Annotated in this window: 18 protein-coding genes; 9 read left to right on the forward strand and 9 right to left on the reverse strand. The window is 69.4% G+C overall.

What is annotated here, in order from left to right; all coding sequences use genetic code 11:
- The first annotated feature begins 10 nt into the window (after positions 1–10).
- The 4 genes from A3OM_RS0102875 (at position 11) to A3OM_RS0102890 (ending at position 4556) form a co-directional block, all read left to right on the forward strand.
- Positions 11–535 carry a histidine phosphatase family protein gene (locus A3OM_RS0102875; RefSeq protein ID WP_018042227.1) on the forward strand — a complete coding sequence of 175 codons (525 nt, stop codon included), beginning with the start codon at positions 11–13 and terminating at the stop codon, positions 533–535.
- 73 nt (positions 536–608) lie between these two features.
- Positions 609–1730, forward strand: a complete 1122-nt coding sequence (locus A3OM_RS0102880; protein ID WP_018042228.1) for a hypothetical protein — start codon at positions 609–611, stop codon at positions 1728–1730.
- Between the two features lie 95 nt (positions 1731–1825).
- The gene (locus A3OM_RS0102885) at positions 1826–3265 is read left to right on the forward strand and encodes a YcjX family protein (RefSeq protein WP_018042229.1); all 1440 of its coding nucleotides are present in this window, start codon (positions 1826–1828) and stop codon (positions 3263–3265) included.
- Between the two features lie 259 nt (positions 3266–3524).
- Positions 3525–4556, forward strand: a complete 1032-nt coding sequence (locus A3OM_RS0102890; RefSeq protein WP_018042230.1) for a TIGR01620 family protein — start codon at positions 3525–3527, stop codon at positions 4554–4556.
- Position 4557: 1 nt separating this feature from the next.
- Here the strand turns inward: A3OM_RS0102890 and A3OM_RS0102895 are convergent, their stop codons facing one another.
- Positions 4558–5109, reverse strand: a complete 552-nt coding sequence (locus A3OM_RS0102895; protein WP_018042231.1) for an alpha/beta hydrolase — start codon at positions 5107–5109, stop codon at positions 4558–4560.
- A gap of 192 nt (positions 5110–5301) precedes the next feature.
- Between A3OM_RS0102895 and A3OM_RS0102900 the strand changes: the two genes are divergently transcribed.
- Positions 5302–5529, forward strand: a complete 228-nt coding sequence (locus A3OM_RS0102900; protein ID WP_026175660.1) for a hypothetical protein — start codon at positions 5302–5304, stop codon at positions 5527–5529.
- A 230-nt stretch (positions 5530–5759) separates the two neighbouring features.
- On the opposite strand, the gene A3OM_RS0102910 is transcribed toward A3OM_RS0102900, so the two are convergent.
- The 6 genes from A3OM_RS0102910 to A3OM_RS0102935 all read right to left on the reverse strand — a co-directional run bounded on the left by A3OM_RS0102910 (position 5760) and on the right by A3OM_RS0102935 (position 9869).
- Positions 5760–6785, reverse strand: a complete 1026-nt coding sequence (locus A3OM_RS0102910) for a biotin-dependent carboxyltransferase family protein (protein ID WP_018042234.1) — start codon at positions 6783–6785, stop codon at positions 5760–5762.
- A complete protein-coding gene (gene pxpB, locus A3OM_RS0102915; protein ID WP_018042235.1) occupies positions 6782–7510 on the reverse strand; it encodes a 5-oxoprolinase subunit PxpB in 729 nt (242 codons plus the stop codon). The genes A3OM_RS0102910 and pxpB overlap by 4 nt, the downstream gene beginning before the upstream one ends.
- Positions 7511–7833: 323 nt before the next feature.
- Positions 7834–8544 carry a YtxH domain-containing protein gene (locus A3OM_RS0102920; protein ID WP_018042236.1) on the reverse strand — a complete coding sequence of 237 codons (711 nt, stop codon included), beginning with the start codon at positions 8542–8544 and terminating at the stop codon, positions 7834–7836.
- Between the two features lie 80 nt (positions 8545–8624).
- On the reverse strand, positions 8625–9014 hold the full coding sequence (locus A3OM_RS0102925) for a DUF3618 domain-containing protein (protein ID WP_018042237.1): 390 nt from the start codon (positions 9012–9014) through the stop codon (positions 8625–8627).
- On the reverse strand, positions 9011–9406 hold the full coding sequence (locus A3OM_RS0102930) for a phage holin family protein (protein ID WP_018042238.1): 396 nt from the start codon (positions 9404–9406) through the stop codon (positions 9011–9013). The genes A3OM_RS0102925 and A3OM_RS0102930 overlap by 4 nt, the downstream gene beginning before the upstream one ends.
- Positions 9407–9416: 10 nt before the next feature.
- The gene (locus A3OM_RS0102935) at positions 9417–9869 is read right to left on the reverse strand and encodes a hypothetical protein (protein ID WP_043764431.1); all 453 of its coding nucleotides are present in this window, start codon (positions 9867–9869) and stop codon (positions 9417–9419) included.
- 463 nt (positions 9870–10332) lie between these two features.
- Between A3OM_RS0102935 and A3OM_RS0102940 the strand changes: the two genes are divergently transcribed.
- Together A3OM_RS0102940 and glgX are read left to right on the forward strand one after the other, a co-directional pair.
- Positions 10333–11754 (forward strand): trehalose-6-phosphate synthase, encoded by a 1422-nt coding sequence (locus A3OM_RS0102940; protein ID WP_026175661.1) that lies wholly within the window; start codon positions 10333–10335, stop codon positions 11752–11754.
- Positions 11755–11914: 160 nt separating this feature from the next.
- Positions 11915–14014 (forward strand): glycogen debranching protein GlgX, encoded by a 2100-nt coding sequence (gene glgX, locus A3OM_RS0102945; RefSeq protein WP_018042241.1) that lies wholly within the window; start codon positions 11915–11917, stop codon positions 14012–14014.
- 40 nt (positions 14015–14054) lie between these two features.
- Here the strand turns inward: glgX and A3OM_RS0102950 are convergent, their stop codons facing one another.
- Positions 14055–14336, reverse strand: a complete 282-nt coding sequence (locus tag A3OM_RS0102950; protein ID WP_018042242.1) for a hypothetical protein — start codon at positions 14334–14336, stop codon at positions 14055–14057.
- Between the two features lie 408 nt (positions 14337–14744).
- Between A3OM_RS0102950 and A3OM_RS0102955 the strand changes: the two genes are divergently transcribed.
- Together A3OM_RS0102955 and A3OM_RS0102960 are read left to right on the forward strand one after the other, a co-directional pair.
- Positions 14745–16622, forward strand: coding sequence for an ATP-binding protein (locus tag A3OM_RS0102955; protein WP_085984242.1), 1878 nt, complete (start codon positions 14745–14747; stop codon positions 16620–16622).
- A gap of 161 nt (positions 16623–16783) precedes the next feature.
- Positions 16784–17518, forward strand: a complete 735-nt coding sequence (locus tag A3OM_RS0102960) for a peptidoglycan-binding domain-containing protein (RefSeq protein WP_018042244.1) — start codon at positions 16784–16786, stop codon at positions 17516–17518.
- Between the two features lie 266 nt (positions 17519–17784).
- On the opposite strand, the gene A3OM_RS0102965 is transcribed toward A3OM_RS0102960, so the two are convergent.
- On the reverse strand, positions 17785–19818 hold the full coding sequence (locus tag A3OM_RS0102965; RefSeq protein WP_018042245.1) for a YgiQ family radical SAM protein: 2034 nt from the start codon (positions 19816–19818) through the stop codon (positions 17785–17787).
- Positions 19819–19856: the final 38 nt, after the last annotated feature.

Below are 19856 nucleotides of genomic sequence, written 5' to 3' on the forward strand. Positions count from 1 at the left end.
TCCATCCTCCATGCGCCGCCTGATGCTCCTGCGCCACGCCAAGTCCGACCGTTCGCCGGGCGTGCGCGATATCGACCGTCCGCTGAACCCGCGCGGATTCAAGGCCGCGCCGCAGATGGGGGCCTATCTGGCGGCGCAGGATCTGATCCCCCAGAAGGTCGTCGTCTCTCCGTCCTTGCGGACGCGACAGACCTGGGATGGCATGTCCGCCGCCCTCGGCAACCCCGAAACCGAGATCGTCGACGCGATCTACGAGGCACCGGACAGCGCGCTGCTCGAGGTCATCCGGGCGACGCCCACCGGGATTCGGACCCTGCTCATGGTCGGGCACAATCCCGGCCTGCAGGATCTCTCCCTCGATCTCGTGGGCGACGGTCCCCGTGAGGCGAGGGCGCGGCTTTCGGTGGAATTCCCGACCGCGGCGCTCGCCGTCATCGATATCGAGGGCGATGCCTGGACCGGGTTCCGTCACCGCGCGGGCCAGCTCGAACGCTTCGTGACGCCCAAGGGCCTCGACCGCGACGACGCCGCCTGAGGCTATCGGGATCGATTGAACGGATCACCGGCTGGGCCGTTGCTCAGTGACATGGCCCGCTACCGCTGATCCCGTGTTCGTCACCACGCTTCTCGTCCTGACATCCCTGATGCTGCGCATGGGTATCGGCCTCGACGCCGTGACGTCCGGCGTCGCTCGCGCGGGATCGGCCGTGGCGATGGTAGCCCCTCCCTCCGAGACCCCGAGTTTTCTCGCCAGCGAGAGGGCGGTGTCGAACTGGCGCGCGGAGGCGGGGACGACTTTGCGTCCCGCTTCGCTCGCCCTGGTGGCCCGCTATGCGCCGGTCCCGCCCGCTTTCGTGGCGCGCTGCGTCAAGCTCAACAATTACTGGTGCATCAAGAGCGCCCGCTGGCGGGGCGAGATCGGCAGCGATGCCGAGGGGCATACCGGGTTCGCCACCGCCGGCGACGGCGCCGATGCGGCGGCCTCCCTGCTGCGGCGCTATTATCGCGAGTTCGGCCGCCGCAACGCCCTGTCCATCGTCCGCCGATGGGCGCCGGCGGAATGCACTGTTTCCAGCGCCGGCGCTTTGGGCGGAAAGGTCTCCACCGGCCTCGCGCCGCTCGGTCTCGGCAAGACGGTTCGTGCCCGCTACCTCGCCCGCCATGCGCGGGGAGGCGGGCGCAAGCCCCGCATGATCGCGCGGGGCGGTCCGCTGCGGGTCCAGCCCTGGTCGCCGCTGGCGAGGATGGCGGGTGGGCCGAAGCCCCGGCCCGTCCGTGTCGCGGGGGCGGCCGAGACCATCGGCCGGCCGGCGATCACGCCGATCATCGCGAGCCCGTCCGAGACCGGGGCGACATCGCCGTCCTCCCGGCTGGCGGACCGGTTCGCGGCGGAATCCGCGGCTTTGCCCGCCCTCGCGGCCGGGATGCCGGGCCTTCGGCTGCAGGATCTGGCGGCACCGGCGCCCCTCTGCGGCAATGACGAGGTCCGCATCCGCAATTACGCCACCCGTATCGCCGCCAGCGTCGGCCTCAAGATCGAGGACGATCTGGCGTTGTTCGATGCGGATGGCCGGCCCTCGCCTCGTCTCGCCCCGGTGATGCTCGCCATGTCGGCGGTGGAACTCGGCGTGCTGCGGGCGGGGCCGGATCTGGTGGAAGCCGCCATCGCACGGCTCGCCGCCGCCCAGGTCGATCCTGGCCAAGTCGATCCCGGCGCGGTGGAGCGATGACGCGTCCGGTTCTTGCGTTCGCCTGAGACGCGCGCCACCTCACCCCTGCATTCGCCACCCATCCTCCCCCTCCGGCCAAACGAGACCCTCGCTTCATGATCAGCTTCGCCTCGCGCGCGGGCTCCGCGATCCAGGCCTTCGCCGAGGCATCCAGCGATCTCCTGATCCAGCCGACCCTGAGGCTCGGCGTCACCGGTCTCGCTCGGTCGGGCAAGACGGTGTTCACGACGGCGCTGATCCATCATCTGGTGGAAACCCATGCGCTGCCGGCCTTCGCCCCGGCGCATGAGGGACGGCTGCGCCGGGCGCGCCTCGTGCCGCAGCCCGACGACGACGTTCCGCGCTTCCCCTACGAGGACCATTTCGCGGCCCTGACGGAGCAGCGCCTGTGGCCGCGCTCCACCGACCGGATCAGCCAGTTCCGCCTCGCCATCGAGTACGAGCGCAAGGGCGGCTGGCGCTCCGGGCCGGGCACGCTGATGCTCGACGTGGTGGATTATCCCGGCGAATGGCTGCTCGACCTCGCGCTGATCGACCAGAGCTACGCGGAATGGTCCGCCGCCACCATCGCGGGCACCCGCCGCACCGGGCGATCCGCCATCGCGGCGCCCTGGCTGGCGGTGCTGAAGGACCTCGACCCGTCCGGCCCCCTCGACGAGGTCGTGGCCGAGCGCGCCAGCATCGCCTTCACCGCCTATCTCACCGCTTTGCGCGCGGGGCCGGAATCGGTGGCCACCACGCCGCCGGGCCGCTTCCTCATGCCGGGCGACCTCGCCGGATCGCCGGCTCTCACCTTCGCGCCCCTCGACGCTCTGCCGGAGGCGATCTCGTCGGACAGCCTCGCCGGGCTGATGGAGCGGCGCTTCGAGGCCTACAAGGCCAAGGTCGTGGAGCCGTTCTTCCGCAATCACTTCCAGCGGGTGGACCGGCAAATCGTCCTCGTGGACGTGCTCGCCGCCGTCGATGCCGGGCCGGCCGCCCTCGCCGAGTTGGAGGAGGCGCTCGACACCGTGCTCCTCAGCTTCCGGATCGGCCGCAACACCATCCTGTCGCGCCTGTTCGCGCCGAGGGCGGACCGCATCATGTTCGCCGCCACCAAGGCGGATCACCTGCACCAGACCAGCCACGACCGGCTGGAGGCGTTGCTGCGGCTCCTCGTCTCCCGCGCCATGCGCCGGACCGAGGCGGCCGGCGCCCGCGTCGGCACCGTTGCGCTGGCTTCCGTGCGGGCCACACGGGAAACCACGGTCCACGACGACGGCGTGACCCTGCGCGCGGTCTCGGGAACGCCCGAGGCGGGGGAGCATGTGGGCGACGAAATCTTCGACGGTCGGAGCGAGGCGGCGGTGTTCCCCGGTGAGTTGCCGTCCCGGCCCGAATCCGTGCTGGAAGGCGCGGTGCCGCCCGGCTCCCTTCGCTTTCCGCGCTTTCGCCCCCCGCTGATCCGGCCCGATGCCCATGGCCGCCCCGGCCACCTGCCGCAGATCCGCCTCGACCGGGCGATGCAGTTCCTCATCGGCGACAAGCTCACGTGAGCGCCGGACCGAGCGAGTCCCCCTCTCCCCGCGCGCGGGGAGAGGGTCGTGGGGACCTTGTCGTCCCCGCGACGAGCGGAGCGAGGGTGAGGGGGCCGGACAGGATGTGGCACCTTCGTCATCGCCCCCTCACCCTCGGCTGCCGCCTCGACGTGCTCCCCAGCGAGGGGGAGACACGTCCCTCTCCCCGCAGGCGGGGAGAGGAGCGCTCCACCGGCCTATCGCTCTTCGCGACCATGTCATCACCAAAGGTCCGCCCATGACCTCTCCGAACCGTCCCCGCGCCTTCCGCATCCCCGCCGCCGAGCCGGCCGAGGGACTGGAGGGCATCGTTCCGCCGCCGGTGCCGCCGAACGCGGTCAGGATCGTCGAAGAGCCGTTCGAGATCGTCGAGGCGGCGGACGGCACCGCCGTGCCGGTGGCTCCGAAATCGCGGGCGCCCTGGCTGTCGGTGCTGATGCTGGCTTTGGGCGGCCTCGTCTCGCTCGGAGTCGGCCTGTCGCTGGAGCGGATGATCGCCGACCTGTTCTCCGCCGCGCCCTGGCTCGGCGGGGTCGCCCTGGCTCTCCTCGTCCTCGCGGCCATCGCCTTCCTCGCCCTGGTGATGCGCGAGCTCGCGGGCATCTGGCGCGAGCGCCGGATCGAGAAGCTCCGGGCGAAGGCCATCGAGGCCATCGCCACGCGGGACCATACCGGTGCGCAGGCCGTGGTGGCCGAACTCTGCACCCTCTACGCCACGAGGACCGGGCTCGCGGCCGGCCGCCAGCGCCTGAAGGCCCTGGGCGATACCATCCTCGACGTGGACGACCGGATCGGGCTCGCCGAACACGAACTGCTCGAACCCCTCGACCGGCAGGCCCGCAACGCCATCGCGTCGGCCGCCAAGCAGGTCTCGGCGGTGACGGCGCTCAGCCCGCGCGCCATCGTGGACGTGGCCTTCGTGGTCTTCGCCGCCGTGCGCCTCCTGCGCCAGATCGCGACGATCTATGGCGGACGGCCGGGTTTCCTCGGGTTCCTGCGCCTTGCCCGCGCCGCCTTCGCGCATCTCACCGTCACGGGCGGGATGGCGGTGGGCGAGAGCATGATTCAGCAGGTGCTCGGCTTCGGCATCGCCGCGCGGGTCTCTGCGAAGCTCGGCGAGGGCGTGCTCAATGGCCTGATGACCGCCCGGTTCGGCCTCGCCGCCCTGGCCGTCTGCCGCCCGCTCCCCTTCGTCAGGGAGGAACCTCCGCGCCTGGCGGACGTGGCCGGGGAGTTGCTGAAGCCGATGGGCGGGGCCGAGAAGGCGTGACTCAGAGCCCCTTGAGGAATCCCGCCAGGCGCATCAGCCCTTCCGGCCACGGACCGTGCCCGCTCGCCACGTTGATGTGGCCGGATTCGCCGGCATCCACCAGGGCGGAGCCCCAGGCATAGGCGAAGTCCTCGGCCCGGTCATAGGCACAATAGGGGTCGTTGCGGCTCGCCACCAGCAGGGACGGGAAGGGCAGGGGATCGCGCGGCACCGGCGCGAAATCCGTGACGCTGGACGGCAGGTCCGGCGTCCGCTCCACGTCCGGGAACGCCACGAGAAGGGCGCCACGCACCTTGCCCTCGGGAAAGGCGGGCGCGGCCTGGACGGAGGCGACCACGCCGAGGCTGTGGGCGATGAGCATCACCGGCCGCGTCGCCGCCTCCACCGCCTCGACGATGCGTGCGCGCCACGATGCCGCTTCGGGATGGTGCCAGTCGTCCTGCTCGACGATGCGGGCATTGGCCATGCGGGCGGCCCAGCCGGCCTGCCAATGGCCGTCTTCCGAGCCTGCATAGCCGGGGAGGATGAGGATGTCGCAATCGGCGAGCTTCATTCTGCCCCGATAGCGGCTCGCTCGCGCGGCGTCGAGACGGATGAGGGGAATTCGGCGGGCATCGCAGCTTGGATGAAGTGCCCCTGGGCTACGACAGGCGGCGGCCGATCATTTTCATCGAGGGCCCGCGCGGATCACGGATTCCCGCGTTAGCCGAGTGTCGCGCGCTCAGGCGTGCCCAGGAGGATGGACATGACGAAGCTCTTCATCGCCAATATCCGCACAGCCAAGGGCTTTCGCCCGCTGGTCACGGTCCGGGCTGCCGCCGAGGGTGAGGCCAAGGTCTTTCTCGCCGCGGCCTATCCCGACGACGAGATCGTCGATGTGGTCGAGCCGAGCGACTGGGTCAGCGATGCCGATACCGGGTCCGCGCCGGGTGATATCCGCGAGCATGCCGGCGTCGAATGGCAGTCCCCGTGAAGCGTGAACGAGACGAGGGGGCGACGGCTCCCTTCGATTCCGGCGCGGCAATCGTCGGCCAGGCAGGTAAGATCACGGCCGTCCCAGACCATAGGCCAAGGCCGACACGGCGATGAGGAAGGGCGTCCAGAAATGGACCAGGCCCGGGCCGCTCCACACCGTGACCCGCTCGGTGCAGCCGGTGGTGTTCATCTCGTATCGCAGAGGGACGAGACAGAAGGGATCGCGCCCTATGGACCTTCCCGCAGGGCATCGACGGCGTGACCGGCGAGGTTGGCCCCCAGCAGACGTTCGGCGTCGAAGCCTCCCAGCGGCCGAAGGCGGCCGGACAGGCCGACGATGTCGCGCTGCCGCCGAATCGCGGCCTCTCTCGCAACTGCCAGGGTGACGGCCTCGAACCGGATCGGATCGCCCGGCCGGCTTTGGGCGAGGCGGCGCAGATCGGCCGAGATCACCGTCGCGATCTTCGGGTAGCCGCCCGTGGTCTGCCGATCCGCCATCAGCACGATGGGCCGGCCGTTGCCCGGCACCTGAATCGAGCCCATGACGGTGGCGTCGGAGACGATGTTGTAGCCGCTCGCGCCATGGGCGATGGCCGGGCCGTCGAGCTGGTACCCCATCCGGTCGGCGCGGTGCGACACGGTGAAGGTCGAGCCCAGCAGGGTGTCGATCCCGCCATGCGGGAAGCGGTCGGCCTGGGGGCCGAGCATGACGCGGATCGTCGCGTCGCGGTCGAGGGGCACGGCATCGGTGGTCCGGTCGCCCGGTGTGTTGCCCTCCACAGCGGCGAAGGCCAGATGGTCGCCCGCTTGGAAGAGCCGGCCGTCGGCACCCCCGATGCCGGCGCGGAGATGGAGCGAAACGCTGCCGAGCACGGTGCCCGCCTCGAACCCGCCGGCCACGGCCAAGTAGGCGAACGCTCCCTCACGTGGCGGGTCCACGATGAGTTCGGCGCCTTCCGCCAGGGTCGCGGTGCGGTGGCCGGTGAGGGGGGCTCCGTCGATACGCAGGGTGCAGGGCGCGCCGGCACAGGCGAACCAACCCCGTCCCGCCTCCACGACGAAGCGACCGCCGCCGAGGCCGAGTTCGAGGATCGGCGCGTCGGGGGCATTGCCGACGAGGACATTCGCGGTCGCCATGGCGAGGCGATCCATGGCGCCGGAGCCGGAGAGGCCGTAGCGCTGGTAGCCCCGTCGTCCGCCGTCCTGCAGGCTGAGCGCGCCGTGGCATCGCGCGATGACGAGACGCCCGCTCACGGCGTGGTCTCGCAGTCGACGATGCGCTCCCCGGCCTCCGCGGCCCGGTCGAGTTCGTCCCATCTTTCCGGCTCGATGGGCAGGAAGCGGATCGCGTCGCCGGGCTCGAACAGGAAGACCGGATCGCGCCCGGGCAGGAAGGTGCGGACGGGGGTCCGGCCGAGGAGATGCCATCCGCTCGGGGCGGCGATGCTCGCCACCAGAGCCTGCACGCCGCCGATGGAGATGGTGCCGGCCGGCGTCACCGGCCTTGGGCTCTCCCGGCGCGAGAGAGCGAGGCTCGGGTCGAGGCCGGAGAGATAGGCATAGCCCGGCAGGAAGCCGTTCATGGCCACCCGATATTCGGGTGCCGCATGCCGGGACACGACCTCGTCGGCGCTCAACCCGTGATGGGCTGCGACATCGGCGAGGTCGATGCCGAACGCACCGCCATAGACCACGGGAAGGCGCCAGAGCCGGCGCGGCGTGGTCCCGGCGGGGACCGTACCGACAAGGGCGAGGAGCGCCGATTCGATCGCGCCGGGCTCGACCGCGCAGGGATCGAGGTGGACGGTGAGCGACCTGTAGGTGGGAACGGCCTCTATGAGCCCCGGTATGCCGGCATCCCGCACGGCGCGGTCGAGGGCCAGGACCAGCGCGTTGGCCCCGGGGGCGATGGTCTCACCGAACTCGACGGTGATCGCGGTATCGCCGCACCAGAGCAGGCGGGGCTGAGGGACTGCCACGGGTCGCAAGGCCTCGCTCGTCGGATCGTCTCCCCAGTCCCAACACGAAGGGGCGGCGCTGTCGAGCGCCGCCCCCTCTTTCATCCTGAAGCTCGCACAGGAAGCCCACCCTCAAATCCAATGTGATTGGATTTAACAGCGGATGCCCATGCCGAAGTAGATCATCCCAGCAGACCTCCTCATCCTGAGGCGCCCTTTGCATGAGCAAAGGGCCTCGAAGGAGCCCTCCAGATGCCGACGCGATACCTGGAAGCCTCCTTCGAGGCCGCTACGCGGCACCTCAGGATGAGGTGCCGCATTGGATAAATGCATCTACTGCGCTCTCAGTGCGACCGCCCCGGCGATACGTCGGGCTTCCGGAACGGCTCGGAACCGCCCTGGGTCGCCGCGTTCAGGTTCTCGGGGTCGAGGGCGCTTTCCACGAACTCGCGGCCACGGTCGGCGAAGTCGCGGGCGTAGCGGATGCCCTGGTCCTTCACCTCGTCGGCCCACGGACCCACCGTTTCGTCCTCGCGGCGCGTCCGGGGAAGGAGGGCGCCGAGGAGCAGACCCGCCGCGAGGCCGACGACGCCCACGAGAAGCGGGTTCTCGGTGACGAACTGCTCCACATTGGTCTTGCCCCGGTCGAGGCGCTGGCTGCCGCGCTCGGCGAACTCGCCGATGCTGCGGCGGGTGGACCGGTGAGTGTCCGACGCCCAGTCGCGTGCGTCGTCATAGGTCTCCGACGCGCGGTCGATCAGCGACTCCGCCTTGTCCTTTACCGTGTCCCGCGCATCGAGTGCGGCCTCCTTGGCGCGGTCGGCATAGCCCTCGGCCTTGGCCTGGGCATCGTCGGCGAGGTCGCCGGCCTGGTGGCGAAGGTCGCCGGCCGTCGTCCGTGTTTCGCTGCGGGCACGGTCGGAGATGTCATGGAGCGAACGAGCGGTCTCATCGCCGTGCGGAAGGCTGGCGGCGCCATGGGGAAGGCCGGCCGCGAGGGCGATGTCGTCGGGAAGCGAGCTCTTGGGCTCGCCCGGGATGCTGCTGTGGCTCATGGAGGCGACTCCTGTCGGATGGGAGATGGGGCGGCGATGCCGCTGCCGCGTCGGTCAGGTTTCGATCGGCCTTGGCAGGCCTAAATCTGTGTTTCCTCCGCCAGTTCCTTCACGGGCTGGCGGGTCGGCTGGTCGGGGTCGTAGGCCTTGGCGGTGGCGCCCGGCGTCACCGGCAGCGCACCGTCGGGATCGATGAGGGAACGCTTGGTCAGCGTCTGCCGATCCTTGCCGGTGCGATGCAGCAGCCAGCCGATGCCGGCCGCGATGAGCAGGACGGGAACGGGATTGCGGCGGATCGCGTCGAGGGCGCCGTCATAGGCTCCGCTCAACGGTGTCCGGCGTACATTGCCCAGCATGTCGTCGACGATGCTGGGGACGGAGAGCCTGTCCTGGATGCGGTCGATGGTCTGGTCGAGGCGGGCACGGCTCGCCTCGATGTCCTTTTCGAGATCGTTCAACGATTCACTCATCCCGATACCCTTTCCGACAATGCGCGCGCGTCCTGGCGCATCTGCCGTGTCGTGCGGGTCGGCGCCAGGGTGGAGAGGGACATGGCGTTCCGTCCGATCAGGGCGAAGACGATGGCGACCACCAGAAGCACGCCGCCGACGATGAGGGCGGACAGCGCTTCCGAATGCACCACCGTGGCGAGCCACTTCACCAGGGCGTCCACGAGGACGAACAGGGCGACGACGCCGAACACGCCGGCGCCGACCATCAGCGCGAGGCCGATGAACAGCGTCCGGACGTTGCTCGTCATCTCGGTGCGAAAGAGCGCCATTTCCTTGCGCGCGAGTTCGCTGGTCTCACGCAGGGCATCGCCGACGAGGCTTTGAATGCTGGATTGCGGGCCGTTCGACATGACGTCCGGCCTAGCTGCGGAACGCGTCGCGGGCATCGCGGTGGGGCGCGATGCTCGACGACTTGATGAAGCGCGAGACGACGAAGCCGGTCACGAAGGTCGCGACGGCAACGGCGACGGGAGCGCGGCGGGCGAAGGCTTCCGCTTCGTCGTAGAACTCGGCGAAGCTGCGGTTCTCGATGGAGGTGCCGAGCTGCTCGAGACCCTCGGCGGCGCTGTCGAAGAACGCCTTGATGTTCGGCTGCTCCTCGAAGGACTTGCTCGAATCCCGCAAGCCCTGGGCGATATCGTTCACCGACTGGGCGGCGTCGCCCTTGCGGCGGTCGGCATAGTCGGTGGCCTGGGCCCGCGCGGCGGCGACGAAGCCCCGGCCGCGCTCGACGGCCACGTCGGCGATGCCCTCGACATCGCCCTTCAGCGCGCGCCAATCACCGGTCGGAGCAGCAGCCTCGCCGGAGCCGATCCCGGGGGCGTTCGCCGCGGATGCCGGGCCAGTGGGTTGATTTGCGTTCACGCGCATACTCCTCGATCACTTGTGGGCTGTGTCACTTGTGGCTCTTCAACACCATGGAAACAGACGCGGTTCCGCAAGGAATGCTCATCGTCGAACGGTGGGCGAGGGACCGGCCGCGACATCCCCGCCGATGCGCGCCGGGCCGCCTTCCCATAAGACCGTTCGGCGTCGCAAAACCGACGATGGACCGGCATCGTCGGGCGGGGGACGGGTCGGGTGATCCACTGCGGAACCGACATTCGTCCTTGCCTGCCCTGGCCGTGGGCGATGCGGTCGGTTAGGCTGACTGACGGAATATGAACAGACGTGGCTGTATCGGACGGATCACGGTCGCGTTACGCGCGTTGAACATCGGAATGTCTTGTCCGGCGCGCCCCTGGTGCGCTGCACGCTGAGGACCGGAGCCCGCTGAGTGGCACGCCTTGTCATCGTATCGAACCGTGTGGCCATCCCCGAGGACAGCGGGAAATCCGTTGCCGCCGGAGGCTTGGCGGTCGCCGTCAAGGAGGCCTTCACCTCCTATGAGGGTCTGTGGTTCGGGTGGAGCGGCAAAGTCGTCGAGGACCCGTCCGAGGAGCCCGAGCTCATCGATCGTGGGCGTGTCCAGTACGCCGTCGTCGATCTCTCGCCCCAGGACCACCGGGAATATTACAGCGGGTTCGCCAACCGCGCCCTCTGGCCGATCATGCATTATCGGCTCGGCCTGGGCGCGTTCTCCCGCTCGGATTATGCCGGCTACCAGCGCGTCAACCGCATCTTCGCGCGGGCGCTCGCCAAGCTGATCGAGCCCGATGACATCATCTGGGTCCACGACTATCATTTGCTGCCGCTCGCCTCGGAGCTGCGCGGCCTCGGCATCGCCAACCCCATCGGCTATTTCCACCACATCCCCTGGCCGGCCGCGGACGTGTTCAACACGCTTCCCGCCAGCAACGATCTCCTGCGCGGCATCGCCGATTACGACCTGATCGGCCTGCAGACCGACCCGGACGTGCACAACCTCTCGCGCAACCTCATCGACGAGCTGCGGGCGATCCCCCTCGGCGGCGGCTCGCTGATGGTCGACGGGCGCCGCACCCGCATCCGCAGCTTCCCCATCGGCATCGATGTCGCCGGGTTCAAGGAGGCGGCGGAGAATGCCGGCGCCAACAAGACCGTGCGCGAGACCATGGCGGGCCTGCGCACCCGCAAGCTCCTCATCGGCGTCGACCGGCTCGATTACTCCAAGGGCGTGCCCGAGCGGATGGAGGCGGTGGACCGCTTCTTCGCCTCGAATCCCGACCAGCGCGGCAACGTCGTCTACCTCCAGATCACGCCGAAATCCCGCACCGAGGTGCCGGAATACGAGGAACTCAGCCGCGAGGTGAACGAGACCGTCGGCGAGATCAACGGCGCTCTCGGCGAGCCGAACTGGACCCCGATCCAGTACGTGACGAAGGCCTATCCGCGCCCTGTCCTCGCGGGCCTCTATCGCGCCGCCCGCGTCGGCCTCGTGACGCCCATGCGCGACGGCATGAACCTGGTCGCCAAGGAATACATCGTCGCCCAGACGGCGGACGATCCGGGCGTCCTCGTCCTGTCGAAATTCGCCGGCGCGTCCCGGCAATTGCCCGAGGCCCTGCTGGTCAATCCCTACGACCGGTTCGAGGTGGCGGAAGCGATCCGCACGGCGCTCTACATGCCGCGCGGCGAGCGGATCGAGCGCTGGAAGCCCATGGTCGACCGCATGACCCGCGAAGACGTGGATTGGTGGGCGCGCAATTTCCTCACCGACCTCGAGAATTTCCGGACCATCGAACGCGAGCCACCCCGCGCGGCCGCCGCCGCCGAGTAGCGGTTTCCTCCCCGTCGGTACGACAGGGAGGGCCTGATTGTTTCCCTCGGCAGCGTGACGGGATAGGCAGCGGGCGGGAGACCGGGGTATCGTTCTTGCGTAGCCCCGTTCCGATTTCCGGCTCGCGTTCAGCGAGCCGATGCACCTGCGAAAGACATCTATGATCGGCATCGACGATGGCGTGCCCGGGCCTCTCGGGGCGCATTTCGACGGCCGGGGTGTCAATTTCGCGCTGTTCTCGGAGAACGCCACCGGCGTCGATCTGTGCCTGTTCGAGCCGGGCGAGCGCCATGAGAGCCGTGTCGTCCCGCTGCCCTGCCGCACCGACGATGTCTGGCACGGCTACCTGCGCGGCGTGTTCCCCGGCCAACTCTACGGCTACCGGGTCCATGGGCCGTGGGAGCCCGCCAACGGCCATCGCTTCAATCCGGCCAAGCTCGTCCTCGACCCCTATGCGCGCGAGATCCAGGGTCGCATACGCTGGCACGATTCCCTCTACGGGCACCGTCGCGGCCTCCAGCGGGAGGACCAGATCGACCGGCGCGACAGCGCGACCTTCATGCCGCGCGGGGTGGTGACGGCGCCCGACCTGCCGGATCTGGCGCTCAATCCCATCCGCCGGCCCATGGGCCAGACGGTGATCTACGAGGCCCACGTGAAGGCGCTGACCCAGCGTCATCCGGCGATCCCGGAGGCGGAGCGCGGCACCTACGCCGCCCTGGCCCATCCGGCGATCGTCGAGCACCTGTTGAAGCTGGGCGTGACGGCGATCGAGCTCCTCCCGATCCAGGCCTTCGCCGACGACCGGTTCCTGGTGGAGAAGGGGCTCGTCAATTTCTGGGGCTACTCGCCGCTCGGCTATTTCGCGCCGGAGCCGCGCTATCTCGGGGCGGCCGGGACCGGCGGTCTCAAGGCGGCGATCCGCGAACTCGCCGCGGCCGAGATCGAGGTCATCCTCGACGTCGTCTACAACCATACCTGCGAAGCCGATCATACCGGACCGACCCTGTCGTTCCGGGGCATCGACAATGCCAGCTATTATAAGCTCAACCCGGAGAACCGGCGGCAGGAGATCGATTGCACCGGGTGCGGCAACACCCTCGACCTCGACCACCCGAGGGTGATGCAGCTCGTCCTCGATTCCCTGCGGCACTGGGTGACCGCCTACGGCGTCGCGGGGTTCCGTTTCGATCTCGCCACCAGCCTCGGACGCACGCCGCACGATTTCACCGCCAAAGCCGCCTTCTTCCAGGCCATCGCCCAGGATCCGATCCTCTCCCGCGCCAAGATGATCGCGGAGCCGTGGGATATCGGCATGGGCGGCTACCAGCTCGGCGCCTATCCACGCGGTTGGGCCGAGTGGAACGACCAGTTCCGGGACAGTGTGCGCGGCTTCTGGCGCGGCGATCACGGTATTCTGCCGAAGCTCACGCAGGTTCTGTCCGGCTCGCGGGAAATCTTCGCCGGCTCCGGCCGGTCGCCGCTCGCCAGCATCAACTACGTGGCGAGCCATGACGGCTACACCCTGGCCGACGTCGTGGCCTACGAGGAGAAGCACAACCACGCCAACGGCGAGGACAACCGCGACGGCCACGGCCACAACCTCTCCCGCAACTACGGCGTCGAGGGTCCGACGGAGGATCCGGCGATCCTCGCCGTGCGGGCGCGGCAGAAGCGCAATCTCCTGGCGACGACCTTCCTGGCCCAGGGCGTGCCGATGCTTCTGGCCGGCGACGAGCGGTCGCGCAGCCAGAACGGCAACAACAATGCCTATGCGCAGGACAACGCGGTCAATTGGCTCGATTGGGAGACCGATCCCGACCCCGGCCTTACGGCGTTCGTCGCCAACCTCACGGCCCTGCGCCGCGACCAGCCGGCCCTGCGCCGCCTGACCTTCCTCACCGGCGCCGTCATCGGGGACGGGCCGCTGCGCGACGTCCACTGGCTCTCGCCCTGCGGCGCGGAGATGGACGACGAGGCCTGGGGCGATGGTCACCGGCAGGCTTTCGGCATGCAGATCGGCAACGACCTGCCGAGCGCGGACCGCCTGCTGATCCTCATCAACGCCGCCGACGAGGCGATCGATTTCACCCTGGCCCCGGTCATCGGCGGGCCGTGGATGGTCGTCTTCGACACCACCCGGCCGACGGGCATGGTCCAGGCCGGACAGGCGCTGTTTCCCCCCAACGCGCGCCTGCGCCTCGATCCCCGTTCGCTCTACGTCCTGCGCGCGCGACAGGCGGCGTCCTACGAGATCTGACGGACGGGGCGGCAGGCCGCTTCGGACGCCCGCGCCCCGATCAGCGCTCGTCCACGCCGCGCCAGGCCGGGCGGCGATCGGCCTCCGCCAGCGTGTCGCGCGACGCGCTCGCGACGGAGCCCGCCACCTTCTGGACCAGGGCGTCGGCACCCTGGCGCAGTGCCTTCTCGCGGACATCGCTCGGCAGGGCGTCCCAGGCGAGAGAGGCGGTGTTCTCCACGGACGGCGCCGTCGGGCGCGCCGCGAGCCCCGGATCGTCGCGATGGGCGGCGAGGTAGGAGAGGATGCCGATCGCCAGGCAGGCGCGAATGAGGAACGACATGGAAGTCCCGGGTTGGTTCGGTGCCGGCCGTGAGCGGCCCGTTGTGACCGAGCCTCGGCGCAGAACGTAAAGCGCCTCTCACGCACGCCCTGAAATCCAGAACCATGGTGAACGCGGCTTTGCCGCCATGCCCCTGCAAACCGGCATGTCGTGCCCGGCCCTGTGGATAGCGGGCGATGTGCCCCGAAAGGGGCCGTCCACCGAATAGGCGTGGTTACGGACCGGAAAGCATCCGCGAACAATCGGTCGGGTCTGCGCAACACTCGCTTAAGTCCGGTCTGCGAGGTTTGGCCTCAGTCGAGTTCAAGTCGAACCCGAGTCAAAGTCCAGCAAGGGGCGACGAAGCGGCCGTCGAGGCACTTCGCGCTGTGCGTGTGCGTATTGCGTATCTACAGCGGCCTGGCTTCCATGATCGATCTCCGGCTCGCCGGGCTCGTCCACGAGTCGGTGGTCGAAGACGATGCCGTGCGGTTCCGGCACGAGCGGTTCCTGGTGTCGCGCCTCGCGACCGGGATCGTAATGATGGCCGCCCTGCCGCCTTACCTGCTCTGGCGGGGCGTCCCCACCGGCCTCGAAGTCCTCGCCATCGCCAGCCTGATGCTGCCGGTCTTCGCCGCCGTGTTCCTGTCGCGGACGGGGATCCTGTGGATCGCCCATGCGATCTCGTCGGCCGGTCTCACCGGCCTCGTGGTCTGCCTCGCCCTGATGTCGGGCGGCGTGAACTCCGCCGCCGCGATCTGGCTGGTGGCGATCCCGCTGGAAGCGGTCGTGTCCGGTTCGCGCCGGGCGACGCTGGCCGCCGCCATCGTCGCGATGATCGGCGCCCTGGTGGTGGCGTTCCTGCCGCACGGCGCCATCTCGCTGCCTCTCCTCGACCTGTCCCGCTCCCTGGCGATGCCGGTCTTCGCCATCACCGCCATCGGTCACGTGGCCGCGCAGGCCATGGAGCATCTGCGCCACGAGGGCCGCTGGCTCGCGCGGATGCGCGACAACGAGATGCGCGACCGCATGCTGCTCTCGGCCATCGACGACCTCGTCACCTGGCACGACCGGAACGGTCGCGTCATCGAAGCCAGCGCCTCCTCGTCGCGCTTCGTCGGCATCGAGTCCGTTCGCCTGCGCGGACACGGGCTCCTCGACCGGGTCCATGTGGGGGACCGTCCGGCCCTTCTGCAGACGATCAGCGACGTCGCTGCCAGCGGCATGCCGGCCACCGTCCAGTTCCGCCTGCATCTCGACCCGGCGGCCCTGCGCGCCGAAGGCGAGCCGCGGGTGATCTTCGCCGAGATGCGGGCCCACCGCATCGCCGGCACCCAGTCGGGGGTCGAGGGGTCGAGCGTCGTCGCCGTGACCCGCGACGTCAGCGAGCACCGTCGCCATGCGGAGGAGCTGGAGCACGCTCGCGCCGAGGCCGAGCGCGCCGACGACCTGAAGAGCCGCTTCCTCGCCACCGTGAGCCACGAGCTGCGCACGCCGCTCAACGCCATCATCGGCTTCTCGGAAGTCCTCGCCGGCCAGAGCTCCATGACCCTCGGCCCCGAGCGCAGCCGCGAATATGCCGAGATCATCGGCAGTTCCGGGCGCCATCTCCTCGACGTGGTCAACGCGCTCCTCGACATGTCGCGCATCCAGAGCGGCAATTTCGATTACGTTCCCGAGACGATGAATGTCGGATCCCTGGTGCGGACCTGCTGCGACCTGATGCAGCTGCGGGCCGATCAGGGCGGGATCACCCTGGTGCGCGGCACCGACGCTGCGGGCATCGAGATCACGGCGGATGCGCGCGCCTGCCGGCAGGTGCTCATCAACCTCCTGTCCAACGCGGTGAAATTCACCGCGCCGGGCGGGCGGGTCGAGGTCTCCGTGCGACGAAGCGCGTCGCATCTCGACATCGTGGTGGCGGATACGGGGATCGGCATCGGCGCCGACGACCTGCCCCGCATCGGCGCCCCGTTCTTCCAGGCGGGCGGCGGATACGACCGGACCCATGAGGGAACCGGGCTCGGTCTCTCGGTGGTGCAGGGGCTCGTCGGCCTCCATGGCGGCAGCATCTCCATCGAGAGCGCCGAGCGCCAGGGCACCAGCGTGACCGTGACGCTGCCGATCGATTGCCGGCGCGGCTCCAGCAGCGCTCCCCCGGCCCCGATCCGCACGGGGGTTCGTCGCCCGGTGCCCCTGCCGGTCACGGAGGGGATCGTGGTCCCGGTGCGCCGCCCGATCGGTCTGTTCGACCCCGCGCCCGAAGCGGTGAGCGAGCGCTACATTCCCATGCAGCGCGCCGGATGAGCCCCTTGTCCGATCACCGCAACCCGACGCGTACCTCGTCCCGGAGCCGGCATCCGGGACGAGGTGCGCAGCTCACCGTCGGATCCTGCGTCCCGGCGATGCCACCGACCCGTTTTCGGCTCGACCTGTCGGGCCGTTTTCTGCGTTTGAGAGGATAGACCATGCGCGAACCGCTGCCGAAGCGCGACCAGCGCGAGATCGTCGTTCCCACCAGGGCCGCGCAGACCGCCGCTCCGCGCCGGAAACCCGCCTCGACCCGCGCCCGCCGGCCCGCCTTCGGCTGGCTGCGCGGCGTAGCCTCGGCCATCGGCAGTTTCGGCCGGCTCTGCCTGCGCCGGCCCGGCGAAGTGCTCGGCTCGGTGGTGGCCATCGGCGCGGTGGCGGCCGTGGCCATGAATGCGCTGGGCTACCAGGGGGGACGCCACCCCGCGCCGCTCTTCCCGACCCTCGGCAAAGGCACTGCCGCCGCCAAGTCCACGGCCGGCCCGTCGCCCGAGCCGGTCAAGCTCGCGGAGGCCCCGCCGCGCCGGATCGAGGCGCCGAAGGTGGAGACGGTTCCCGAACCGAAGGCTGTGCCGGCGACCGAGGCGGCGAAACCCGCCACAAAGCCAGCGGCTGCCGCGCCCTCCACCAAGCGCGACGTCATCGCCGACATCATCAAGGCCGGGGAGACCACGGCCTCGGTGACGCCGAAACCCGATCAGGCCGTGGCGCAGGCGCAGCGGGCGCTGGTGAAGCTCGGATACGGACCGCTCGTTGCCGACGGTGTCCTCGGCCCCGGTACACGGGCGGCCATCGAGAAGTTCGAGCGCGACCGCAAGCTGCCGGTCAAGGGCGTCGCCGCCGGTCGCACCTTGCGCGAACTCGCCTCGCGCGCCGGTTCGACCAAGGGGTAGGGCAAGGAATCCGGCATTCGGAGGCGGCTCGCGGCCTCCGTGAGGCTACCGGACACACACATCTGCTCGATGCTGGTTCCCCCTATCCAAGAGGGTTCGACGTGAAGCGCGACGGGCTACCTCTCCTTCCAGGAAAGGGGACCCGCGGTGTCCGCGAGATGCGTGAATATCGTAGGCCCACGACGAGTGGCTTTCCGTGTGTCCGCCTCAGCGCGCAGAACCCCGAAAGCCTTTCAACGCATCCGGCCATCGCACGGGCGAGACCGTCATTTCCGCAGCGGCACGCCCTTCGTGGTGAAGCGCGGCGCGCCCGGATGGCGCATGGGGCGTGGCTGGCCTCCCGGCTTACCCGAGCCCGTTCCCGGCGGCTGCGAGGACGGAATGAGCTGGTCCGGCCTCGGCCCGATGAGGTCCGCCCGGCCCATGGCCCGCAGCGCCTCGCGCAACAGGGGCCAGTTCTCGGGGTCGTGATAGCGCAGGAACGCCTTGTGCAGCCGGCGCTGCCGCATCCCCTTGATCGCGTCCACCGGCTCGCTGCCGCCGCGCCGCACGCCCTGCAACGGGTTGATCTCGGTGTGATACATGGTCGTGGCCGTCGCCATGGGCGAGGGCAGGAACGTCTGGACCTGATCGGCGCGATAGTCGTTCTTCTTGAGCCAGACGGCGAGGTTCATCATGTCCTCGTCGGTCGTGCCCGGATGCGCCGCGATGAAATACGGGATCAGGTAGTATTTCTTGCCGGCTTTCTTGGCGGCGGCGTCGAACATCTCCTTGAAGCGGTCGTAGGTGCCGATTCCCGGCTTCATCATCAGGTCGAGGGGGCCGCGCTCGGTGTGCTCGGGGGCGATCTTCAGCCGGCCGCCGACATGGTGGGTCACGAGCTCCTCGACGTATTCGGGGCTTCGCACCGCCAGATCGTAGCGCACGCCGGAGGCGACCATCACCTTCTTGACGCCCTCCACTTCGCGGACCTTGCGATAGAGCCGGATCAGGTCGTCGTGCGAGGTGTTCAGGTTCGGGCAGATGTCCGGGAAGACGCAGGACGGCAGGCGGCACGCCGCCTCGATCTTCGGGTCCTTGCACGCCATCCGGTACATGTTGGCCGTGGGGCCACCAACGTCGGAGATCACCCCCGTGAAACCCGGCGTCTTGTCGCGGATCAGTTCGATCTCGCGCAGGATCGAGCCCTCCGAGCGGTTCTGGATGACGCGGCCTTCGTGCTCGGTGATGGAGCAGAACGTGCAGCCGCCAAAGCAGCCGCGCATGATCGTCACCGAGAACTTGATCATGTCCCAGGCGGGGATCTTCGCGTCGCCGTAGGAGGGATGGGGCGCGCGGGCGTAGGGCAGGTCGTAGACCGCATCCATCTCCTCACTGGAGAGCGGGATCGGCGGCGGGTTCAGCCACAGGTCGCGGTCGCCGTGGCGCTGGACGAGGGGACGGGCGTTGCCGGGATTGGCCTCCCGGTGCAGCACCCGCGAGGCGCGAGCATAGGCCTCCTTGTCGTCCTTGACCTCGTCGTAGGCGGGAAGCCGGATCACGGTCTCGCCGGGGCGGCGCATGGCGGCCTCGTCGGCCGAATCGAGATCGTCGGCGGGCAGCTCGGTATAGTGCTCGGGCACCCGGCGGAACAGGGCGACGCCCCGGACCGAGTCGAGCTCGTGCGGCGCCGCGCCGGCGGCGAGGCGGTTCGCCACCTCGACCACGGCGCGCTCGGCATTGCCGTAGAGCAGCAGGTCGGCCTTCGCGTCCGCCAGGATCGAGCGGCGCACCTTGTCGGACCAGTAATCGTAATGGGCGATGCGGCGCAGGGACGCCTCGATGCCGCCGAGGACGATCGGCACGTCCTTGTAGGCCTCGCGGCAGCGCTGCGTGTAGACGATGGTGCAGCGGTCCGGGCGGGCGCCGCCTTGTCCGCCCGCCGTGTAGGCGTCGTCGCTTCGCAGGCGACGATCCGCCGTGTAGCGGTTCACCATCGAATCGAGATTGCCGCCGGTGACGCCGAAGAACACCCTCGGCCGGCCGAGCGCCTTGAACGGCTCCGCCGATTGCCAGTCGGGCTGGGCGATGATGCCGACCCGGAACCCTTGCGATTCGAGCAGCCGGCCGATGATCGCCATCCCGAAGCTCGGATGATCGACATAGGCGTCACCCGTCACCAGGATGATGTCGCAGGCATCCCACCCGAGCGCGTCCATCTCGGCGCGGCTCATGGGCAGGAACGGCGCCGCCTTCCCGTAAAGCGGCAGCTTGCAGGCGATGGGAGCCGGTGAGCGACTCGCGGAAACTTGGAGGTCCATGGGGTCTGCATAGACCGCGAAAGCTCAGAGCTCAACGA

Source organism: Methylobacterium sp. 88A, from assembly GCF_000376345.1.
GTDB lineage: Bacteria > Pseudomonadota > Alphaproteobacteria > Rhizobiales > Beijerinckiaceae > Methylobacterium > Methylobacterium bullatum.